This window comes from Glaciimonas sp. GG7 (genome assembly GCF_052976905.1).
The window spans coordinates 35796-56076 of record NZ_JBRIIQ010000019.1 but is presented as its reverse complement, the minus strand read 5'-3'; the positions used below and the strand labels follow the sequence as shown (position 1 = coordinate 56076).

20 protein-coding genes are annotated in these 20281 nt (G+C 50.4%); 9 read left to right on the top strand and 11 right to left on the bottom strand.

Going from position 1 to position 20281, the window contains the following annotated elements:
* Positions 1 to 87: 87 nt before the first annotated feature.
* Positions 88 to 369, top strand: a complete 282-nt coding sequence (locus ACVBEF_RS07135; RefSeq protein WP_447123245.1) for a hypothetical protein — start codon at positions 88 to 90, stop codon at positions 367 to 369.
* Between the two features lie 82 nt (positions 370 to 451).
* Here the strand turns inward: ACVBEF_RS07135 and pyrF are convergent, their stop codons facing one another.
* Together pyrF and dacB are read right to left on the bottom strand one after the other, a co-directional pair.
* Entirely contained in the window at positions 452 to 1279 is an 828-nt protein-coding gene (gene pyrF, locus ACVBEF_RS07130) for an orotidine-5'-phosphate decarboxylase (protein ID WP_447123244.1), read from the bottom strand.
* A gap of 75 nt (positions 1280 to 1354) precedes the next feature.
* Positions 1355 to 2797 carry a D-alanyl-D-alanine carboxypeptidase/D-alanyl-D-alanine endopeptidase gene (gene dacB, locus ACVBEF_RS07125; protein WP_447123243.1) on the bottom strand — a complete coding sequence of 481 codons (1443 nt, stop codon included), beginning with the start codon at positions 2795 to 2797 and terminating at the stop codon, positions 1355 to 1357.
* Between the two features lie 259 nt (positions 2798 to 3056).
* Here dacB and ACVBEF_RS07120 point away from each other — a divergent pair, with 259 nt between their 5' ends.
* Complete coding sequence (locus tag ACVBEF_RS07120; protein ID WP_447123242.1) at positions 3057 to 3371, top strand: hypothetical protein; 315 nt, start codon at positions 3057 to 3059, stop codon at positions 3369 to 3371.
* Positions 3372 to 3528: 157 nt separating this feature from the next.
* Here the strand turns inward: ACVBEF_RS07120 and ACVBEF_RS07115 are convergent, their stop codons facing one another.
* From ACVBEF_RS07115 to ACVBEF_RS07100, 4 genes are all read right to left on the bottom strand, one after another.
* Complete coding sequence (locus ACVBEF_RS07115; protein WP_447123241.1) at positions 3529 to 4563, bottom strand: AraC family transcriptional regulator; 1035 nt, start codon at positions 4561 to 4563, stop codon at positions 3529 to 3531.
* A 441-nt stretch (positions 4564 to 5004) separates the two neighbouring features.
* Entirely contained in the window at positions 5005 to 5298 is a 294-nt protein-coding gene (locus tag ACVBEF_RS07110; RefSeq protein WP_447123240.1) for a helix-turn-helix transcriptional regulator, read from the bottom strand.
* Complete coding sequence (locus ACVBEF_RS07105; protein ID WP_447123239.1) at positions 5277 to 5999, bottom strand: AraC-like ligand-binding domain-containing protein; 723 nt, start codon at positions 5997 to 5999, stop codon at positions 5277 to 5279. Before ACVBEF_RS07105 ends, ACVBEF_RS07110 begins: the two co-directional genes overlap by 22 nt.
* A 471-nt stretch (positions 6000 to 6470) precedes the next feature.
* Entirely contained in the window at positions 6471 to 6653 is a 183-nt protein-coding gene (locus tag ACVBEF_RS07100; RefSeq protein ID WP_447123238.1) for a hypothetical protein, read from the bottom strand.
* Positions 6654 to 7355: 702 nt separating this feature from the next.
* On the opposite strand from ACVBEF_RS07100, the gene mgtA reads away from it, so the two are divergent.
* Positions 7356 to 10163: a magnesium-translocating P-type ATPase gene (gene mgtA, locus ACVBEF_RS07095; RefSeq protein WP_447123237.1), complete on the top strand. Its 2808-nt coding sequence runs from the start codon at positions 7356 to 7358 to the stop codon at positions 10161 to 10163.
* Positions 10164 to 10233: 70 nt separating this feature from the next.
* Here the strand turns inward: mgtA and ACVBEF_RS07090 are convergent, their stop codons facing one another.
* From ACVBEF_RS07090 to ACVBEF_RS07080, 3 genes are read right to left on the bottom strand one after another with little or no spacing between them, the layout of a single operon-like run.
* Positions 10234 to 10893 (bottom strand): DUF1345 domain-containing protein, encoded by a 660-nt coding sequence (locus ACVBEF_RS07090; RefSeq protein ID WP_447123236.1) that lies wholly within the window; start codon positions 10891 to 10893, stop codon positions 10234 to 10236.
* A gap of 16 nt (positions 10894 to 10909) precedes the next feature.
* Positions 10910 to 11209: a type II toxin-antitoxin system RelE/ParE family toxin gene (locus ACVBEF_RS07085; protein ID WP_447123235.1), complete on the bottom strand. Its 300-nt coding sequence runs from the start codon at positions 11207 to 11209 to the stop codon at positions 10910 to 10912.
* On the bottom strand, positions 11206 to 11478 hold the full coding sequence (locus tag ACVBEF_RS07080; RefSeq protein ID WP_447123234.1) for a YlcI/YnfO family protein: 273 nt from the start codon (positions 11476 to 11478) through the stop codon (positions 11206 to 11208). The genes ACVBEF_RS07085 and ACVBEF_RS07080 overlap by 4 nt, the downstream gene beginning before the upstream one ends.
* A 248-nt stretch (positions 11479 to 11726) precedes the next feature.
* Between ACVBEF_RS07080 and ACVBEF_RS07075 the strand changes: the two genes are divergently transcribed.
* The 5 genes from ACVBEF_RS07075 (at position 11727) to ACVBEF_RS07055 (ending at position 16877) form a co-directional block, all read left to right on the top strand.
* Positions 11727 to 12026, top strand: coding sequence for a co-chaperone GroES (locus ACVBEF_RS07075; protein WP_447123233.1), 300 nt, complete (start codon positions 11727 to 11729; stop codon positions 12024 to 12026).
* Between the two features lie 88 nt (positions 12027 to 12114).
* Entirely contained in the window at positions 12115 to 13770 is a 1656-nt protein-coding gene (groL, locus tag ACVBEF_RS07070; protein ID WP_447123232.1) for a chaperonin GroEL, read from the top strand.
* A 554-nt stretch (positions 13771 to 14324) separates the two neighbouring features.
* Positions 14325 to 15374, top strand: coding sequence for a methionine ABC transporter ATP-binding protein (locus ACVBEF_RS07065; protein WP_447123231.1), 1050 nt, complete (start codon positions 14325 to 14327; stop codon positions 15372 to 15374).
* Positions 15364 to 16017: a methionine ABC transporter permease gene (locus ACVBEF_RS07060; RefSeq protein WP_447123230.1), complete on the top strand. Its 654-nt coding sequence runs from the start codon at positions 15364 to 15366 to the stop codon at positions 16015 to 16017. The genes ACVBEF_RS07065 and ACVBEF_RS07060 overlap by 11 nt, the downstream gene beginning before the upstream one ends.
* Positions 16018 to 16076: 59 nt before the next feature.
* Entirely contained in the window at positions 16077 to 16877 is an 801-nt protein-coding gene (locus tag ACVBEF_RS07055) for a MetQ/NlpA family ABC transporter substrate-binding protein (RefSeq protein WP_447123229.1), read from the top strand.
* Positions 16878 to 16975: 98 nt separating this feature from the next.
* Here ACVBEF_RS07055 and ylqF read toward each other — a convergent pair whose 3' ends face one another.
* Together ylqF and ACVBEF_RS07045 are read right to left on the bottom strand one after the other, a co-directional pair.
* Positions 16976 to 17941 (bottom strand): ribosome biogenesis GTPase YlqF, encoded by a 966-nt coding sequence (ylqF, locus tag ACVBEF_RS07050; protein ID WP_447123228.1) that lies wholly within the window; start codon positions 17939 to 17941, stop codon positions 16976 to 16978.
* A 160-nt stretch (positions 17942 to 18101) separates the two neighbouring features.
* Entirely contained in the window at positions 18102 to 19055 is a 954-nt protein-coding gene (locus ACVBEF_RS07045; RefSeq protein WP_447123227.1) for a histone deacetylase family protein, read from the bottom strand.
* Between the two features lie 284 nt (positions 19056 to 19339).
* Here ACVBEF_RS07045 and ACVBEF_RS07040 point away from each other — a divergent pair, with 284 nt between their 5' ends.
* On the top strand, positions 19340 to 20266 hold the full coding sequence (locus ACVBEF_RS07040) for an AAA family ATPase (protein ID WP_447123226.1): 927 nt from the start codon (positions 19340 to 19342) through the stop codon (positions 20264 to 20266).
* Positions 20267 to 20281: the final 15 nt, after the last annotated feature.

Here is a 20281-nt window from a genome sequence, read left to right as displayed (position 1 = left end):
TCTCCGACTCAGTAGTTCTATGCCGAGTACCACGGACAAGCACGAATCGATGCCAGTTCTAATGCGGTCGCGATTGCGATTTTGACCTTGGCATTTTTTGCGCAAGGCATTTGTTCGGCCTCTTGGGCCGCAGTCGGCGAAGTCGCCCCCAAAGAGTTGATCGGCGTCACCAGCGCCATCACCAGCTTCTCAGCCAATCTCGCCGGGATCGTGACACCAACCGTGATCGGCTACATCCTGCACACCTCCGGCTCGTTCTACTGGGCGTTTAACTTCGTCGGCGGGATTGCTGTGATGGGGGCGCTGTCTTATTCGCTACTGCTTGGACGACTGCACCGAATCGAATTGCATCGGGAGGCTGGCCAATGAGCCAATGACGATGATGGCATAAGTTCTACAACATGAACGCCTCCCGTGGGAGGCGTTCATTGCATTGCGCTGAGGTATTTGTTCAGGCGCGAAAACGATTAATTGCCTCACGCGTCTCCAGAGCCACGCGGCGGGCTGCTGCCGCAAAATCCTCACCGGCTGCTTCATCCGGCTTCGCATACAAAATCGCCCGTGACGAATTGATCATCATGCCGCTGCCGTTGGCCGTTTTACCGGCATGCACAGTCGCTTGAATATCCCCGCCTTGCGCACCGATGCCCGGCACCAACAACGGCATATCGCCGACGATGCTGCGCACTTGCGCCAGTTCTTCAGGGAAGGTTGCCCCCACCACCAGAGCGCATTGGCCGTTGGTATTCCATTTATCGGCCACCAGGCGCGCAACGTGCTGATACAGCGGCTTGCCGTCAACGGTCATGAATTGCAGGTCCGAGCCGCCCGGGTTGGAGGTGCGGCACAGAATGATGGCACCGCGATCTTTCCATTCCAGATACGGCGCTACAGAATCCCATCCCATATACGGGCTCATGGTGACGGCGTCGGCCCCGTAACGTTCGTAGGCTTCGCGGGCGTATTGCTCAGCGGTCGCGCCGATATCACCGCGCTTGGCGTCTAGCACGACAGGAATGGTGGGGTGGGTGCTACGGATGTAGTCACAGATGGCTTCTAGCTGATCTTCAGCGCGCAATGCCGAGAAATAGGCAATTTGCGGCTTGAAGGCGCAAGCGGTGTCGGCGGTTGCATCAATAATTGCCTTACAGAATGCAAAAATCGCATCCGGCTGATTGCGCAAATGCAGGGGGAATTTAGCAATATCAGGATCGAGTCCAACGCACAGAAGCGAGTTGTTGGCAGTCCAGGCGGCGGATAATTTATCGATGAAAGTCACGGTATTGCCCTAATAAAACAAACAAAAAAACAGGAAAACGAACTCGGCATTTTAACTTGTTCCGCCTTCGCAAGTTCAGCCATTCTCATACACCCACTGCAACAACGCATCCTGCGTACCCTGCCCCCGCGCCGCATTTGCATCATTCATCAAACATACAACTACGTAATATTTACCCGAAGCCGCCAACACATAACCGGCAATCGCCCGCACGTCGTTAAGGGTGCCGGTTTTAATATGCGCCTGCCCGGCAATGGCCTGCCCCTTCAACCGATTACGCATGGTCCCGTCAAAGCCGACCAAGGGCATCGATGACATAAATTCCGGCATCGTCGGCGACTGATAGGCCGACGTCAGTATCCGTCCCATCGTGCCTGCCGAGATACGCTCATTGCGCGACAAACCAGCCCCATTTTCAATCACCAGACCGCTGGCCTCTATGCCCTTGTCAGCGAGCCAGTTGTGGATTGCACGCGCACCGCGTTCTGGCGTTGCTGGCACGTTCAGGTTATCCGCTCCCAACGTCAGCAACACCTGACGCGCCATCACATTGTTGCTGTATTTATTGATATCGCGAATCACCTCGGGCAAGGTCGCAGAAGTCCACTCTGCAATTAAACGCGCATCCAGCGGTGCACTACCGGGCTTGACGGTCCCGCTCAAGGTTCCACCGAGATCGGTCCACATTTGCCGAAACACTGCCTCAAAATATTGCGAGGAGCTCATCTGATAAGGATGCACGTACCAGGTTTTATCGCCGCAAGAGGCAGGCAGCGCGCCACTAAAACGCGCACCACTGGCATCGAAAGTTGCCAGCATTTTTCCCTGCCAATCGCCGCAAGCGCCTTTGCCCACGCGTGGCGGTATCACCGTATAACCCGCCATCGGCGGATCGACTGCCACGCCGATCAAGCCGGTTGCCGGATCAGGCATAAATTGGAACGTCAGCGTTTTGTAATTGAGCAACAAAGCATCAGGGCCGACGTTATAAGGACGCAACGGATCGCCATCAAACAGCGCAGGATCGTGGGCGCTGTCATCGAACATACGCCGATCTAGCAAGACATTCCCGCGAATATTGCGTATCCCTTTAGCCCGGATCTGCCGCAAAAACAGCCAGAAATTCTCCAACACCAATTTCGGATCGCCCCCACCCTTAAAAATCAGATCACCCTGCAAGGTCGCGCCCACTTGCCGCCCGTCGGCATACGCGCCGGTCTTCCAGCTATAGGTCGGCCCCAGCAACGCCAGAGCAGCGTCTGTCGTCACCAACTTCATGGTCGAGGCAGGATTGAAGGGCATATCGATATTGTTGGCAGCGAGCATCTTGCCACCGACGGCGGCCTCTTGCACGTAGACCCCGACGTTTTGCGAGGCAATACCGGCTTCTTGTAGGGCTGCGCTCACCGATAGGGGCAAGCTTAATTCTTGTGCGGAAGTAACAGAATAGGGAAACAAAAACAGCGCGTAAACGGCGACGGCGGGAACAATATTGCGAAATACATTCGGCATGGGCATATTGGCTGGGGCCTGTTGACGGAGAAAAGATCGAGCCAAATTATCCCACGCAAAGAATCGATGCTGGCGAGGACGATATAGATTTCCGCAAAAAATTGTGTAATTTAGCAAAAAATTTTCACTGTTACTTGCGCTAATTTTCTATCTGCCTGTCTTGAATTTCATGTTGTCTTTACTTGATCAGAGATATATTTTAGGCATGTTTTGTATCGACTCAACGTCCCTGAACATTTCAAGAGAATGATAAGCAATTAAAGAAATGGAATTCAATATGATCGTCAGTACGGCAGACAAAGTTTTGGCTGGTGATGCGCTTGAAGCGCCACCATATGAGCCTGGCCGTTTAATCGATATGCTCATTCAAATTGTGCACGTTAAAAATGATTTAGCCTTATCTAAAGTGCTCGAAGTAGCACCGCCTATCATTAGCAAAATCAGAAATGGAAAAATGCCTGTAGGCGTGTCCATACTCATGCGCATGCATGAAGCTACCGGTTTACCGATTCGCCAGTTACGCGGATTTATGGGGGATCATAGAAAATATTTTTGTATCACTAATCCACCTAAAACATGAATGCCTCACCGCTCCAAAAGGCCTCACGCTGAAGCTGCCTGGGAAACGCAAAACGCCTTGTCGATCAAGGCATTTTGCGTTATGGCGTATCTGGCAGTCTGCTGGGCTTACGCATAATCAACTGCAAGAAATTAGCCAGAATGTGCCCGGTTAGTCATTAGCTCAAGCGACGACTGTCCTGATACAAGGGCAAGGCACACTCCTTCTTTGCGTCCGGTGTTTGATAATTTTTCGCAAATACACTCGGCGTCGCACCAATTATTTTACGAAAAATTTTAGAGAAATAAGCGGGATCATCGAATCCGCATCTACGTCCGATTTCCGCAATATTGAGCTTTGAAAAATGCGGATCTTTGAGCATGCGGATGGCCGCAGTCATGCGTATTGCGCGCAAACTTTCCAAAAAAGTGCATCTGTTTGAGGCCTGGGAAAATTGTCGATGGACTTCCCGCAGTGAGATATTGAAGTGCTGCGAAACGCGCGTGGCGCACATGTCTGGCCGCATGTAATGCTGCTGTAACCAATTAGACATACGAGAAAACAGATCTTGTTGAGGGGTTTTTTTGTGATCCTGTCTTGGATTGAGATGCTGCTCCTCCAACGCAAAAACATACATCGACATGATGTGCTCGAGCATAAGCGCTTGTTGACCGAGATTTCCTTTATCGATCAAAGTTGGAGTCAAATTGTGGATGTAATTTGTCAGGACCTGGCACCATCCGTCATCTCCGGACAAGGTCCGCGCAACATAGTCCTCAGGCAAAGGTATCCGTGTGCGCAGCATCGCTTCAGGAATACTGATAATGACAAAATTCATATTATCCATCGCGCAGGTGAGGTCTTGCCTGGTATCGATGAGGACAATGTCATTGACCTTAAAAGAGGACTTTTTCGCACCCTGACGAATCGTGCCGCTTCCTGATCTCATCATCAGGAAATTAAATGCCTGCGTTTTAGAATGTGAAATCATGCGATTTGTTCGCCATAGAAGGAGTGAGTCGCTCCCTTCTGAAATCAAACATTTGGCTTTCCCCAAATTAAAAACTCTGGAGTGCGCAGAAAAATGTTCACGGTCTTTACAATCGATCGTTACAGGATTGAGCGATTGACATACATCTCTCGCCCAATGGTCGAATTGCTGCATTGTCTGGCTATCCGTGTTTGCTGCTAAAAGATGTTCCATTTGCTTCATTTAGTATGTGGATATTGATATGAACATGCCTTAAATGCTGTTTTTTAATCACGTAAAAATCAGTTACGAGTTTTAGTTAATTACACAATTTGCAAAAAAAAACCAAGTGATGCTCGATGAAATATTTTATTGCCAAATAACAAACCTCATCTAGATTACTTATTTTAGTCACTATAGCTATGGAATATGAGACAGATGACTATGTTATTAGCGCCAAATTTGTTAATTTGCGCAATTCCCTTATTGACGATCTTAATAAAATCATTATTGAAATTAGACTTTAAGGGTGTAGTAAACAGAAGACATGACACTTCAGGACGCAAGCCTAAAATTATCAAATGGATAATTGATATATTGTTACATGGAAACACTATAAAGTGCGATATTGCAGCAAGAACGGTACGCTTTAGGACGCTTCGCTGTATGCACTTCTGGAAGTACTCATAATTTTTGATGTAATTTTGAAAATATTCCCGGCGAACAGTTCATTTTTTTTCTAAACACCCGGCCAAAATAGGCTGAGTCTATAAAGCCCGCTCTGTAACCAATTTCAGAAACGCTTATATGCGCAAACCCGGGATCTTTCAGCATGCGCACCGCTGCGGCTAAACGAATCGAACGTAAGGTATCCAGAAATGTTGACATATCTTCTTTATGCGCAAACTGTCTGTGTACTTCACGGGTTGAAATACTGAACTCTTTTCCTATATGCGCTACGGAAATCTCCGGATCCATATAATTTTCTTGCAACCAGTTGTACATACGCTGGTATAAATTTGTTTTTTTGTAGTTGCAGATTTGTCTTCTTTTTTTTGCAGAAAGTTAACTTCTTCCAATGCCAGCAAATAAATCGAAAGAACATGCTCAACCACCAATATATGATCGTTGTGTGGTACGCGGCCTATGGTTTTTGGGTTCAAATTGCGTAAGTAAGAAGACAGCACACCGGCCCACCCCTTATTAGTTGGTAAGGGGTGGGCAACATAGTCTTCCGGATTGGGTATCCAGGTACGGACAAAAGATTCCGGGATTGATAAGAGAATAAATTTTGAGTTCTCCATCTTGATCGAAGCATCTTGTTTGGTATCAAACAGAACAACATCGCCAGCGCTCACATCTGCTTCAAACTTCCCTTGTTTTATGTTGCCTGATCCTTCTAGCGTTATCGCTAATTGAAATGGATGGTTGTTTCCCTGCGCAGCAAGTTCACTGGTTCTGAGTCCGGTGAAGGGGCTGGTTCCCTCTGACAGAACATAGGTCGCGTCTCCCAGCCCAAACATATTGACTTTGGCATGAAAGTTTTCACGTTCAGAAGTATCAATAGCGATGGGGTTTTTGGATTTATTAAATACATCTTCCCAGAATTGAAATCTCTTGCGTTCGGGCAAATGGTCGGCGGAAAGGAGGTACGTCGCATCAGCATTCATCTGTTTCATAAAATAATCGTCGCTGAAGCTATCTAAGGATGCAAAAAATATAACATTAATATATCTTTTTCAGGCAATTTCAGGATATGAATATCGCGCCTTTGACATGGTGATTAGTGCCATTTTCCTAATTATCACAACTACCATCCTGTTGGAAACAAGACGTTTTATCCATTGTGGATGGCATATTGTCCACTGCGCTCAACACGACGAAGTACATCAATCGATTAAATAATTGACGGGTTCACGGATAGTTTCGGATTGCTCACTAATGAGCTTGAGGAAGACCGGCATCGGTCACTGCATGAATCACTCACATTTAAAAGAGCTTAGGCACCAAATGTCCAGATTGAACGATCAGGATTTATTGTGAAACCAGCAGCCCGCAAGACGGGCTGTTAAATTCAGATGTAAATCAGGCTTGTTTGACGGTGATGCGCTCAAAAATAGAAATATTAAGACGTAAGTCCAGTTTTATCCTCAAATCATTACAGCAATCACTTCAAGCAGTAGCATTGCCAGCATTGCACCGACAACTAAACCAACCGTACATAAACCGCCGTGAGCAACTTTGGAGTGCACGGGCACTTCGGCAAAGAGTACCAATCCGCACAGCGCCATCGGGATAAAAAAAAGCAGGTTCGTAACGATTAGATGTCGCATATTAATCTCCGTCTTTTATTTATACATTAAGTATAGTTTCCAATTGGCAAGTTACAAGATCAAATTCCATCTAACGCATAATGGAATCAATTAGAAATGCTATTTTTTTATATAAATACGATGACCAGACTTGCCATAAAAGAACTAAAAATAAGTTGTTCGCCTTCACATCAGGCTATGCGCAGATTTCTCTTAGTGTCACATACAGTTTTTTCTTGACCGTCGTTTGCGTCAGTATTACCATCCGCTTGTTTTCATTTTATGGAGCCCCTTTCATGGGCACTTGTTCGAGTGACAGTTGTTGCCAGACCCAGTCTGGCCGCGTCTCGGCAAGATAACGCAGGTTTCCCCTGCCGTCATCTCGCCGCTGGCGAATGATGGTATCCCGATGTTCACCACACCCGACCGGTGTGGTGAGAACATAGATTTCCATTCCCTGATATCAGATATATACGCGGTAGCTTTTAAAGCGCTTTTTTTACGCCCTCGCCCCTCAAACATAGCTGTTTGGTTGCATAGCTTAAAGAACGCTGAAAATTGTTGCCCTAAAGCTGCATGAGCACGCATGATCATTACGGATGATCATGCAACTTCGTGACAGATTGCGACCTTGCATCTGGCCTTAAGCCACCTTAAGCCCCCGACTGCACCAGCAGATCAGGCCAGCGACGGCCAGGAATACATAGAAAAAAGACCAACATCATGAATCTGAATCTCTTAAAAGATACCTTCGTCAGGTTTGTCCATGCGCATGGCATGGATCGGCATTTCCGCCGTTTTGGCAGCGACATGTTTAGCAGCACCCCGACCCAGAATGTAGCGCCTGCGTCACTGGCGCAACATTTGCTCAAAGCTGCGCGTGCCGATCTCCCTGAATTGCTTACGCAGTTACATAGCCGCCCCGATGGCTTGAGCGAAGAAGAAGCCGACGCCATTCGACTGCAAGTCGGCCCGAACGAAGTTGATCACGAAAAACCGCTGCCGTGGCAAGCGCATCTCTGGCAATGCTATAAAAATCCGTTCAACTTGCTGCTCACCGTGCTGGCTGCGGTCTCGTTTGCGACGGAAGATATGAAGGCGACCGTCGTCATCGGCACGATGGTGGTGCTATCGACGCTGATGCGTTTTATACAAGAGTCGCGCTCCAATAGCGCCGCCGATAAGCTCAAGGAAATGGTGAGCAATACGGCTACCGTATTGCGGTATGAGTTAGCTGCATCAAGTACCGATATTTCCAGGAATCTGACTGCTGATTTCTCCGCTGAGAATGCCGATCATACACTGCACTACGCTGACGTTACGCCGCATTCAAAAGGCGCTCGACAGATCGAATTGGCGATCAAAAAACTCGTCCCCGGCGACGTCGTCCAACTTTCTGCTGGCGACATGATTCCAGCCGATCTGCGGTTGTTGACGGCCAAAGATTTGTTTATCAGCCAGGCCGCGATGACCGGCGAATCGCTTCCGGTGGAAAAATTTATCGTCCATCGCGGCGTCGATGCTGGCAACCCGCTGGAGTTAGATAATCTGTGTTTCATGGGGACCAACGTCATCAGCGGGTCTGCCACCGCCGTGGTCGTCACCACCGGTAATCAAACCTATTTCGGTGCGCTGGCAGAACGCGTCACCGCAACAGACCGCAGCCCGACTGCATTTCAGCTTGGTGTCAACAAAGTGAGCTGGTTGTTGATTCGTTTCATGATGGTGATGACGCCTATCGTGTTTTTTCTCAACGGCTTTACTAAGGGCGATTGGGTTGAGGCATTTCTGTTCGGGCTGTCGGTTGCGGTCGGGCTGACGCCGGAAATGCTGCCGATGATTGTGACCTCTACCTTGGCTAAAGGAGCCGTTGCGCTGTCACGCAAAAAGGTGATCGTCAAACGGCTCGATGCGATTCAAAATTTTGGCGCGATGGATGTGTTGTGTACGGATAAAACCGGCACGCTCACGCAAGACAAAATTTTTCTGGAACGCCATACCGACATACTCGGCAAGCAAAGCGATTTGGTTCTCGAATATGCCTATCTCAATAGTCACTATCAAACCGGCCTCAAAAACCTCTTGGACGTGGCGGTTCTGGATCACGCAGAACTGCAACGTGAAATGGCGCTGGCGTCGGCCTATCGCAAGGTCGATGAAATCCCGTTTGACTTCCAGCGTCGCCGTATGTCGGTGGTTGTCAGCGAGCGTGAAGATCACCATGAGTTGATTTGCAAAGGCGCGGTGGAAGAAATCGTCTCGGTCTGCACGCATGCACGCCACAACGGCGTGGTCGTTCCTTTTACGGCGGAACTGCTCAAAGAAATTCACGACACTACCGCTAGCCTGAATGCAGAAGGTCTGCGCGTGGTTGCCGTTGCGGCCAAGGATTTGCCACCGACTAAAGAAGTTTATGGCGTGGCCGATGAGTCCGATCTGGTGCTGATTGGTTACATCGCCTTCCTCGATCCACCGAAAGAATCGACCAAGCCAGCGCTGGATGCGCTAAAGAAACACGGCGTCACCGTCAAAATTCTGACAGGCGACAATCAACTGGTGACGGCTAAAGTTTGCCGTCAGGTTGGCTTGGCCGTCGATGGCATGCTGCTCGGCTCAGATGTTGAAAGCATGAGCGATGCGGAGCTAGCCGTGGCGGTCGAAAAAACCACCGTATTTGCCAAACTCAGCCCCGACCATAAAGAGCGCATTGTGCGCAGGCTACACGACAACGGTCACGTCGTCGGCTTTATGGGCGATGGCATCAACGACGCGCCAGCCATCCGCGCCGCCGATATTGGAATTTCGGTCGATACGGCGGTTGATATCGCCAAGGAAGCCGCCGATATCATTCTGCTGGAAAAGAGTTTGATGGTGCTCGAAGAAGGCGTCATTGAAGGTCGCAAGACCTTTGCCAACATGCTGAAGTACATCAAAATGACCGCCAGCTCGAACTTTGGGAATGTCTTTTCGGTGTTGGTTGCCAGCGCGTTTTTGCCGTTTTTGCCGATGCTGCCGTTGCATCTTTTGGTGCAAAATTTGCTGTACGACATTTCACAAATTACGATCCCTTTCGACAACGTGGACAAGGAATTTCTGGAAAAGCCGCAGCGCTGGGATCCGAAAGAAATCGGCCGCTTCATGATCTTTTTCGGGCCGATCAGCTCCATCTTTGATATCGCGACATTTGCATTGCTATGGTACGTTTTTAGCGCCAATACCCTTGAGCATCAAACCTTGTTTCAGTCGGGCTGGTTTATCGAAGGCCTGCTCTCGCAAACCCTGATCGTGCATATGATTCGGACCCGCAAGATTCCATTTTTCCAAAGTCGCGCATCATGGCCGTTGATCGGCATGACCATCATCATCATGGCCATTGGTATCCTGCTGCCGATGTCACCGCTGGCGCACTACTTCAAGCTGCAAGCGCTGCCGCTGATTTATTTCCCTTGGCTGATACTGATTTTGATCTCGTATGCAGTGCTGACGCAGATGATGAAGGGTTGGTACGCTAAGCGGTATGGCTGGCAGTAAAGCTTGAACGTTCATTGAGATGACAACCGAAAACGGACAGCTTGCGCTGTCCGTTTTTTTATCGTGTGTATCAAGAAATCAAACCCGCAGCAATATTAATCGACAACCCCAAAATCGCCGAATTAAAGATAAACGTCAGCACCGATTGCACTAACACCGTCTTGCGCATCGAACGGGTCATCACACTGACATCTGAGGTTTGGACGGCAACAGCCATCGTGAACGAAAAATAGAGAAAATCCCAGTAATCGGGATTTTTTTCCTCGTCAGGAAAACGCAAAGGCAACTTGCCCTCGCCCGCGCTATAAAACAGGCGTGCGTAATGCAACGTAAACATGGTGCCGACTAAAAACCAGGACCCCAGCACGGTTAAGCCGGTGAACAAATAACGCACTTCTTTCGGCCCCGGCAAAAAATCTTTGGCCTGCGACAAGCCGAATACAACCGCACCTATGCTGGAAGTGGCCGCCACGCAAATCAAGACCAGAATCATGACGTCGTTCTCATCCTCCATCGCGGCGCGTTGCTTGACTTGCGCCGACCCGGCTCTGACCATCATCGACCAGATAGCCATCAGATAACCCCACACGCCTGCGTTCCAGCTGATTAATCCTCGCGTAATGGCCGAGGTATTGGGCTGCACGGCCCAAATCACGAGGGCGAACAGGCATGCGATGACCAGACGGGGATGGGTGTGGAAAAGCAGATTTCTGAGACTGCGGATGTGCATGCGGGGATTCCTTAAATCAGTAATAGTCATCTTCACGTTGATGACGAATTGCGAGGATTGTGACCGTTTCAGAGTTCTCGATCTCAAACAAGGCAACGTAACCGGTCACGCCAAACGAGATTAACAGCTCACGCAGGAATGGCGTATCGGCGGCTGCTTTTCGGCAGGTAAAGGGAAAGTCTTGCAGAAGTCCGATGCTCTTGGCGATGGCGTCGCGCGCGCGGCTGGCTAAGGCGATGTCACGCTCTAACAAAAATGCATAGAGTTGATGCAGATCCTCTCGTGCCGCCTTGGTGTAGCGAATCCGATAGCTCAACGATGCACCTTGGCCTGGGCATTGCTGAGCATGTCGTCGAGCTCCTGCAAAACATCCTCAGCGGCAAAATATTCGCCGTTGAGTGCCGCTTCATCACGCGCTGCGATACCTCGCGTATGAAAAGCTTGCTGTACCTGACGATGTTCGATGTTCGCCCGCAGGGACTGCTCCATAAAACTCGACAGGGTTTCGCCTTGATACAAGACGGCTTCGGCAGCACTGCGTAGGGCCGGATCGACTCGCAGTGGCGGCATTGATGCAGTTTTCATGGGGCCTCCGTTTGCATTGCATATGTAATGCATTATGCGCGTGGCAGTAACATCACGCAAAGTAAAATATCCTCTCTTGAAATATCACCCCTCCGCCCCTATACTTAGCACTCGCCGGGTGAGAGTGCTAACAGTCTCCCCGGCATAGTCACTTTTTCTGTGCGGCACGTCGTCAAGCCAAGCTAATTTGTGCAGTCCAGTTTGCTGCGATGTTGCTGCAAAAATCATCACTTGAATAGGAGTTACACATGGCCTCAAATCTTCGTCCTTTGCAAGATCGCCTCGTTGTTAAGCGTCTCGATGTAGAAACTAAAACTGCTTCCGGTATCGTCCTTCCGGAAGCATCTGCTGAAAAGCCTGATCAAGGCGAAGTGTTGGCAATTGGTAACGGCAAGATTCTGGAAGACGGCAAAGTACGCCCTATGGGTGTCAAAGTCGGCGAGCGCGTTTTGTTCGGCAAATATGCCGGTCAAACTGTCAAGGTCGATGGCGAAGAGCTGTTGATTTTGCGCGAAGAAGACATCTTCGCAGTCGTCGAAAGCAAGTAATTCCATTGTTGAGGCAGATCGAAGCGCGTTTTGATACCGCTTCATTCTCTTCTACACATCATATTCAACCGTATTCAGGAGAATAAACATGGCAGCAAAGCAAGTAATTTTTGGTGATGACGCACGCGCTAAGATCGTTAATGGCGTCAACATTCTGGCTAATGCAGTTAAAGTCACTCTGGGCCCTAAAGGCCGTAACGTGGTTCTGGAGCGTAGCTTCGGTGCCCCTACCGTTACTAAAGATGGTGTTTCAGTTGCGAAAGAAATCGAACTGAAAGACAAGCTGGAAAACATGGGCGCGCAACTGGTTAAAGAAGTTGCTTCCAAGACTTCCGACAATGCTGGTGACGGTACAACTACCGCAACAGTACTGGCACAAGCAATTGTGCGCGAAGGCTTTAAATATGTTGCAGCCGGTTTCAATCCGACTGACCTGAAGCGCGGTATCGACAAAGCTGTTGTCGCCATCGTTGCCGAAATCAAAAACCTGTCCAAACCAACCACCACTAGCAAAGAAATCGCGCAAGTTGGTTCGATCTCTGCTAACTCCGACACCGATATCGGTGAAATCATTGCCAAGGCAATGGACAAAGTCGGCAAAGAAGGCGTGATCACAGTTGAAGATGGTAAGTCACTGGAAAACGAACTGGACATCGTCGAAGGTATGCAATTCGACCGTGGCTATTTGTCACCATACTTCATCAACAACCAGGAAAAACAAGTTGTTGCGTTGGAACAGCCTTATGTTCTGTTGTTCGACAAAAAAATCTCCAACATCCGTGACCTTCTTCCGGTATTGGAACAAGTCGCTAAGTCGGGCCGTCCACTGCTGATCATTGCAGAAGACGTCGAAGGCGAAGCACTGGCAACCTTGGTTGTCAACAACATCCGCGGCATCCTGAAAACTGCTGCTGTTAAAGCACCAGGCTTTGGCGATCGTCGTAAAGCCATGTTGGAAGACATCGCTATCCTGACCGGTGGTCAAGTGATCGCGGAAGAAGTCGGCCTGACACTGGAAAAAGTGACATTGGCAGAACTCGGTCAAGCACAACGTATCGAAATCAGCAAAGAAAACACCATCATCATCGATGGCGCAGGCGAAGCAATCGCTATCGAAGGTCGCGTTAAACAAATCCGCGCCCAAATCGAAGAAGCAAGCTCTGACTACGACCGTGAGAAGCTGCAAGAGCGCGTTGCCAAGTTAGCCGGCGGCGTTGCCTTGATCAAAGTCGGTGCAGCTACCGAAGTTGAAATGAAAGAGAAAAAAGCACGCGTTGAAGATGCATTGCACGCTACCCGCGCTGCAGTCGAAGAAGGCGTGGTTCCAGGCGGCGGCGTAGCTTTCCTGCGCGCACGTGCTAACGTCAAAAACCTCAAAGGCGACAACGCCGATCAAGAAGCCGGTATCAAGATCGTGCTGCGCGCGATTGAAGAGCCACTACGTCAAATCGTATTCAACGCAGGCGACGAGCCTTCGGTTGTGATCAATACAGTATTGGCTGGTACGGGTAACTACGGTTACAACGCTGCTGACGGTACTTACGGTGACTTGGTCGAGCTTGGTGTTCTTGATCCGGCTAAAGTTACCCGTTCGGCTTTGCAAAATGCTGCTTCGGTTGCTGGCTTGATCCTGACTACTGACGCCATGATTGCTGAGTTGCCAGAAGATGGCAAAGCTGGTGGCGGTATGGGCGGCGGCATGGGTGGTATGGGCGGCATGGGAGGCATGGACGGCATGATGTAAGTGAGATTGATCGTTGATAACCTACTGCGCGGCGCAATCTTGCGGCCTGCGATGCTCACCGTACATGCGTACGGCTGCGCTTCTCGGCCACAATCTTACGTCGCTCGCTACGGTTCTCAACGATCACACAGAGTTCGCTCGGGCATCTTCTTTCATTTTTTGAGGGTCCTCAGTTTACTTATTAGGAAGCCCGCTTTATGCGGGCTTTTTTGCATTTTGGATCGTAATAGTCGTTCAATGACGAGGGCGCGGCGCAATCTTGCGCAAGTCAGCGTTAGCTGATGCTACGGTTCGCCGCGATCACACAAAGTTCGCTTAGGCATCTTCTTTCATTTTTTAGATGACTTGGTTAGTTCTTAGGAAGCCCGCTTTATGCGGGCTTCCTTGCGTTTGGGGTTATGAGAATATTCTTATATAGATCAGGGTTATAAACCTATGCTGAAAAGTTACTTTGCTGCACTCCCAAATCCTTATAAAATCAGCCCTTACCAAACATTATATTGGCGGCGGATTGTCGGTTGCAGAGACAATCGGCTGCCTTTTTTTATTCTGAAATGATAAAAATTCAAGCAGTTACACAGCGATTTGCGGGCGCTAACGGGCCGGTGGATGCGGTGCGCAATGTTGATTTGACGATTAATAAGGGCGAGATTTTCGGCATTATCGGGCGCAGCGGGGCTGGAAAAAGTACCTTGGTGCGTACGCTTAATCTGCTTAATCGGCCAACCTCCGGCAAGATCATTGTCGATGGCAACGATTTGACGGCGCTTAATGCTGATCAGCTACGTGCAGCACGGCGTGAAATCGGGATGATTTTTCAGCACTTTAATTTGCTGTCGTCGCGCACTGTCTATGGCAACATCGCGCTGCCGCTGGAACTTGCCGGATTAACCAAAGACGAGATCAACAAAAAAGTCACGCCCTTGCTTGAGCTAGTTGGTCTGACGGAATTGAAAGATCGCTATCCGGCGCAGATCAGCGGGGGCCAGAAGCAACGCGTAGGGATTGCACGCGCCTTGGCTAACGCGCCTAAAGTCTTGCTATCGGATGAGGCCACTTCAGCGCTTGATCCTGAAACAACGCGTTCGATTCTGGAGCTATTGCGCAAAATCAATCAAGAACTTGGCGTGACGATCGTTCTTATCACGCATCAAATGGAAGTCATCAAAATGATTTGCGACCGGATGGCGGTGATGGAGGCTGGCGAGGTCATTGAGTATGGCCAAGTCATCGATATCTTCCGCGCCCCGAAACATCCCGTCACCCGCGCCATGATCGGCGACGTGATTGCGCAAGATCTGCCAGCCGGTGTGCTGCAACGCTTGCGGTCCCGACTGGCGCTCAGCGACGCTGGCGCAGGAAGCGACCATTTGTTTCGTCTGGCATTTACCGGCGATAGCGTGAATCAGCCGCTGCTGTCCGAAGTCGTGCGCAAATTCAATCTCGACTTCAGCATTTTGCACGGTCAAATCGATGAAATCCAAGGTCAGGCGTTTGGTTCGCTGGCCATTTTAGCCAATGGCGAGAGCGCCGATATCGCCGCGGCCATGACTTATTTAAGCGCCCAAGGCGTGACCGTGGAGGAATTAAATCATGTCATCTGAAATGCTCGATCTGTTCCTCTCCTCTTTCGGCGAGACCCTGATGATGGTCGGTATTTCCGGCATTCTGGGCGCGCTGCTCGGCATCCCGCTGGGGATTGCATTGCATCTGACGGGACGCGATGGCGTGCTGCCTGGTCTTGCATTTAACCGGATTGCCGGATTGGTTGTTAACGCGGTACGCTCAACACCCTTCATCATTTTGCTGGTGGCCGTGATTCCCTTTACGCGCTTTTTTGTCGGCACCTCAATCGGTACGGCGGCGGCGATTGTGCCGCTGACGATTGCGTCGGCACCGTTCGTTGCACGATTAGTCGAAACCGCATTGCGCGAGGTTGATCGCGGGCTGATCGAAGCGGCGCAGGCGATGGGCGCATCGACCTGGCAAATCGTCTATAAAGTGCTGGTGCCCGAAGCCTTCGCCGGGATTATCGCCGGATTGACTATCACTTTTGTCAGTCTGGTCGGCTACTCAGCGATGGCCGGCGCGATTGGCGGCGGCGGTTTGGGTGACTTGGGTATTCGCTATGGCTATCAGCGCTTTTTGCCCGAAGTCATGCTCGCTGTCGTATTGATTTTGATTGTCTTTGTACAGTTAGTACAAACCTTGGGCGATATTCTGGTGCGCCGCTTAAGTCATAAATAAAGTCACAAATAATGTAGGACCATGTGGGCCGCTATGGCCCACTTTTAAAAAGGAAGAAAATGAATCGTCGTCAATTAGTCCAATTTTTTGCTGGTATCAGTCTCGTCGCCAGCGTGATTTCCGCCCCCGTTTTAGCGCAGGAAAAACCGATCAAGATCGGTGTCACTGGTGGTCCGCACGCAGAAATTATGGAAGTAGTCAAAAAAATCGCGGCCAAAGACGGCTTGAATATTCAAATCGTTGAGTTCAGCGACTACGTGCAGCCGAACGCCGCATTAGCCGCGCGCGATTTGGACGCCAACAGCTATCAGCATCTGCCGTATCTGGAAGCGCAGATCAACGATCGCGGCTATAAGCTGACCAATGTTGGCTCTACCATCACCTTCCCGATGGGCCTGTATTCGAAAAAAGTAAAGTCGCCTAATGACCTGAAAGCCGGTGCGCGTATCGGGGTCCCTAACGACCCGACCAATGGCGGTCGGGGCTTGCTGCTGCTGCAAGCGCAAGGACTGTTGAAGCTCAAACCCGGTGTCGGGCTACAAGCGACACCTTTGGATATTGCTGAGAATCCGAAAAAATTGAAAATCGTCGAAATCGATGCAGCGCAATTGCCGCGCTCACTTGACGACCTGGATGCCGCCGCCATCAACGGCAATTACGCAGAAAAAGCTGGCCTGAGCCCGACCAAAGACGCCATCGCCATCGAAGCTGCACGCGGTCCTTACGCCAATATTATTGCCGTGCGTACTGAAGATAAAGACAAGCCGTGGGTCGCCAAACTGCTCAAGGCTTACCACAGCGCAGAAGTGAAGCAGTTTGTTACCGACCACTACAAAAACTCGGTGATTACATCTTGGTAAGTTGTGGGAGTTAAATCAAAATAATATGTAAAAAGCCAATCTGAAAAGATTGGCTTTTTTATTTCTATTGCACCTGCACAGTTGCAACCCTCAAAACATCAGCTATCAGCCTCATCCCTTGGCGGATTATAAAAACGCTCTTCGGCTTCGGCGGCGGCAATAATCTCATCCTTGGCTTGCTGCTTCTCTAGTAATTCTTGCTGATATTCGGCCAGACTGATTGCACGGCTTTGCGGGGTTTCCAGTGAGATTCGGCCGATTGCGCCAGTACGGAAATCTTGCAGCAGCGTGTTGGCAGCTTTTTCAATATCAAAGCCGCCGCCTTTAAGACGATAACCGCGACGAATAGCCACGCCTTCAACCACATCAACGCCATCGGTGCTGTCAGTGACTTCCATCCCGAAGCGGGCCGAGACCAATTGCGGATAGCGCTGCAACAACACGTCAGCCAGATAGGTCGCGACTTCTTCTTCAATCAACGCATTGACGCCGACTGCATGGCTGGCGGCGAGCATCATGCCGTCGCTCGGCAAGGCGATCTTCGGCCACAACATACCGGGCGTGTCGATCAGGACCATGTTTTTGTTCATGTACAAACGCTGCTGCACTTTAGTGACGGCAGGCTCATCACCGACGGCGGCGACGCGCTTTTTCAGCAAGGCGTTCATCAAAGTCGATTTACCGACGTTGGGAATACCCATGATCATCATGCGTAAGGGTTTAAGCGGCGTGCCGCGATGCGGGGCCAGTGCCAGCGCCAGACCGGGTACTTTGAGAACGTCGGAAGGCTTTTTGCAACTTAGCGCGACGGCGTTCACACCTTTTTGGGCGTTGTAATAGGCGATCCACGCTTGCGTAGCAACCGGATCGGCCAGATCGCTTTTGTTGAGAATTTTGAGGCAAGGACGCTGGCGAAACAGCCGTAGTTGCTCGATCATCGGATTGCAGCTGGCTTGCGGAATGCGGGCATCCAGCACTTCGATGATCATATCGACCTTTTCCATGGCTTCGGCCGCCTTTTTGCGGGCGGCGTTCATGTGGCCGGGGAACCATTGTATGGACATGCGTTTTCTTGTCTGACGAAAATAAACCGCTATTGTACGGACTTAGGCGGGTGGGCTGTCGGACTTAGGCGAAATCAACCCTAAAAGCGCCGAAACAGGCCGTATTTCATTGTTTTTTATGATTATAGGGATACAAACATTGCAAATGTTGGCGTCTTCTTTATTCCAATTCCGCCAATACTTTCACATGCGCAACCACGCTGCGTCCCAGCGCTGATAAATCGTAGCCGCCTTCCAGACAACTGACGATGCGTCCTTGCGCATATTGATGCGCGACTTGCATGACTTGCTGCGTGATCCATGCATAGTCAGCCTCGACCAAGGACATCTGGGCCATGTCATCTTCACGATGGGCGTCAAATCCGGCTGAAATGAATACCATTTGAGGGCGATGCGCGTGCAATGCGGGCAGCCATTTTTCGGTCACCAACTGACGTACTACGTCGCCGCCGGAATACGCGGGTACGGGGACGTTGATGATGTGTGCCGGGACTTCTTCGGCCCCACTAAACGGATAAAACGGATGCTGGAAAAAACTGACCATCAGCACCCGTGGATCTTGCAGGAAGGCTTGCTCTGTCCCATTGCCGTGGTGAACGTCAAAATCCACAATCGCCACCCGCTCCAGACCATGCACCTCAAGCGCGTAGCGGGCGGCAATGGCGATGTTGTTAAACATGCAAAATCCCATGGGGGCGTCATGGGTGGCGTGATGGCCAGGGGGGCGTATAGAGCAAAAGGCGTTCTCCAATTCTCCTTTAATGACGGCATCCGTGGCCGCAAGCGCGGCATTGACAGCCTGCAATGCCGCTCGCCAACTATATTTATTGAGAAAAGTGTCAGCGTCGATCGGATAGTAGGCAACATCGCTGTCCATCAAGGCCAATGCGTTGTCGCGCACCAAGGCAATCGCTTCAGGGCTGTGTACACGCGCAATCGCGGCCACCAGACTGGCTTCGTCGGCAGCCGGGGCTTGCCGATAGTCGAGCAATTGACTGATGCGGCTTGCAATCAATTGGTCTTCAATCGCTTGCAGCCGCTTTGGCGACTCTGGATGCCATGCACCCATTTCATGCAATTTGCAGTCGGGATGCGTGTAAAAGGCGGTTGTCATTGTATTTTTCCAGATATTGGATGGCAGAATTGCGCGCTTAGAATGTGGGGCTAGCTGTATTGAATGCAATCCGATTGAAAGCAATCAGATTGCATACTGAATCCCCAAAATACTTACATTATTCGCAATCGGGATAATCCCACCAGAATAAACGCATTAACCACACTTTTACTAAGTTTATTCGTAATCCCTGCATTGCCCCCAATACAGGCTTGATTCGCGCTACTCTCGATGCTCCGTCCTTGCACGACTCCCACTCCTTTCAGCACTCTCCGAAGGCCTCAATGTTCGCAAAAATTCATGCAGTCGCACAACAAGTCAATCACATCGTCGTCGGTAAGGAAATCCAGATTCGCCAGGCCCTGGTCTGTTTGTTGGCTGGCGGCCATTTACTGATCGAAGACGTTCCCGGCGTAGGGAAAACAACGTTGGCGCACGCGCTGGCAATCTCGCTCGGGCTGCGCTTTAACCGGCTGCAGTTCACCAGTGATTTACTGCCGGCCGATATCGTCGGCATTTCAGTGTTTGATCGGGAAAAAAACAGTTTTGTGTTTCACCCTGGCCCGGTTTTCACGCAGGTTTTATTGGCTGACGAAATCAATCGGGCAACGCCGAAAACTCAATCGGCGTTATTGGAGGCGATGGAAGAACGCCAGGTGACGGCGGAAGGTCGCACGCGGGACTTGCCTGAGCCGTTTTTTGTGATTGCGACACAAAATCCCTCACATCAGGTGGGCACCTTTCCACTCCCAGAATCCCAGCTTGATCGATTTTTGATGTGCCTCTCGCTCGGCTATCCCGATGCAGCGGCGGAACGGGCGTTGTTGATGGGAGAAGACCGGCGCGTCTTGCTGAAGTCATTGCGAAAGGTGATGGACCCGGCTGAACTGATTGATGCGCGGCTGAGTTTGCGCCAGATACATACTTCTCCGGCCTTGATTGACTATGTGCAGGCATTGGCGCAAGCGTCGCGCCAGGATGGCTTGTTTGCCGAGGGGATGAGCCCGCGTGCGGCAATCGCGCTACTGCAAGCGGCCAGAGCATGGGCGGCGCTGGAGGGACGCAATCACGTTATTCCGGAAGATATACAGGCGGTGCTGACCCCGGTTGTCGCACATCGATTACGCCCTTTGAAATCGCGCAATGGCAGCGGGACGGTCTTGGGGAGTCGCGATTTGGTGTTGCAGTTGTTGAAATCTGTGCCGGTCTGAACAATGAACGTCGGC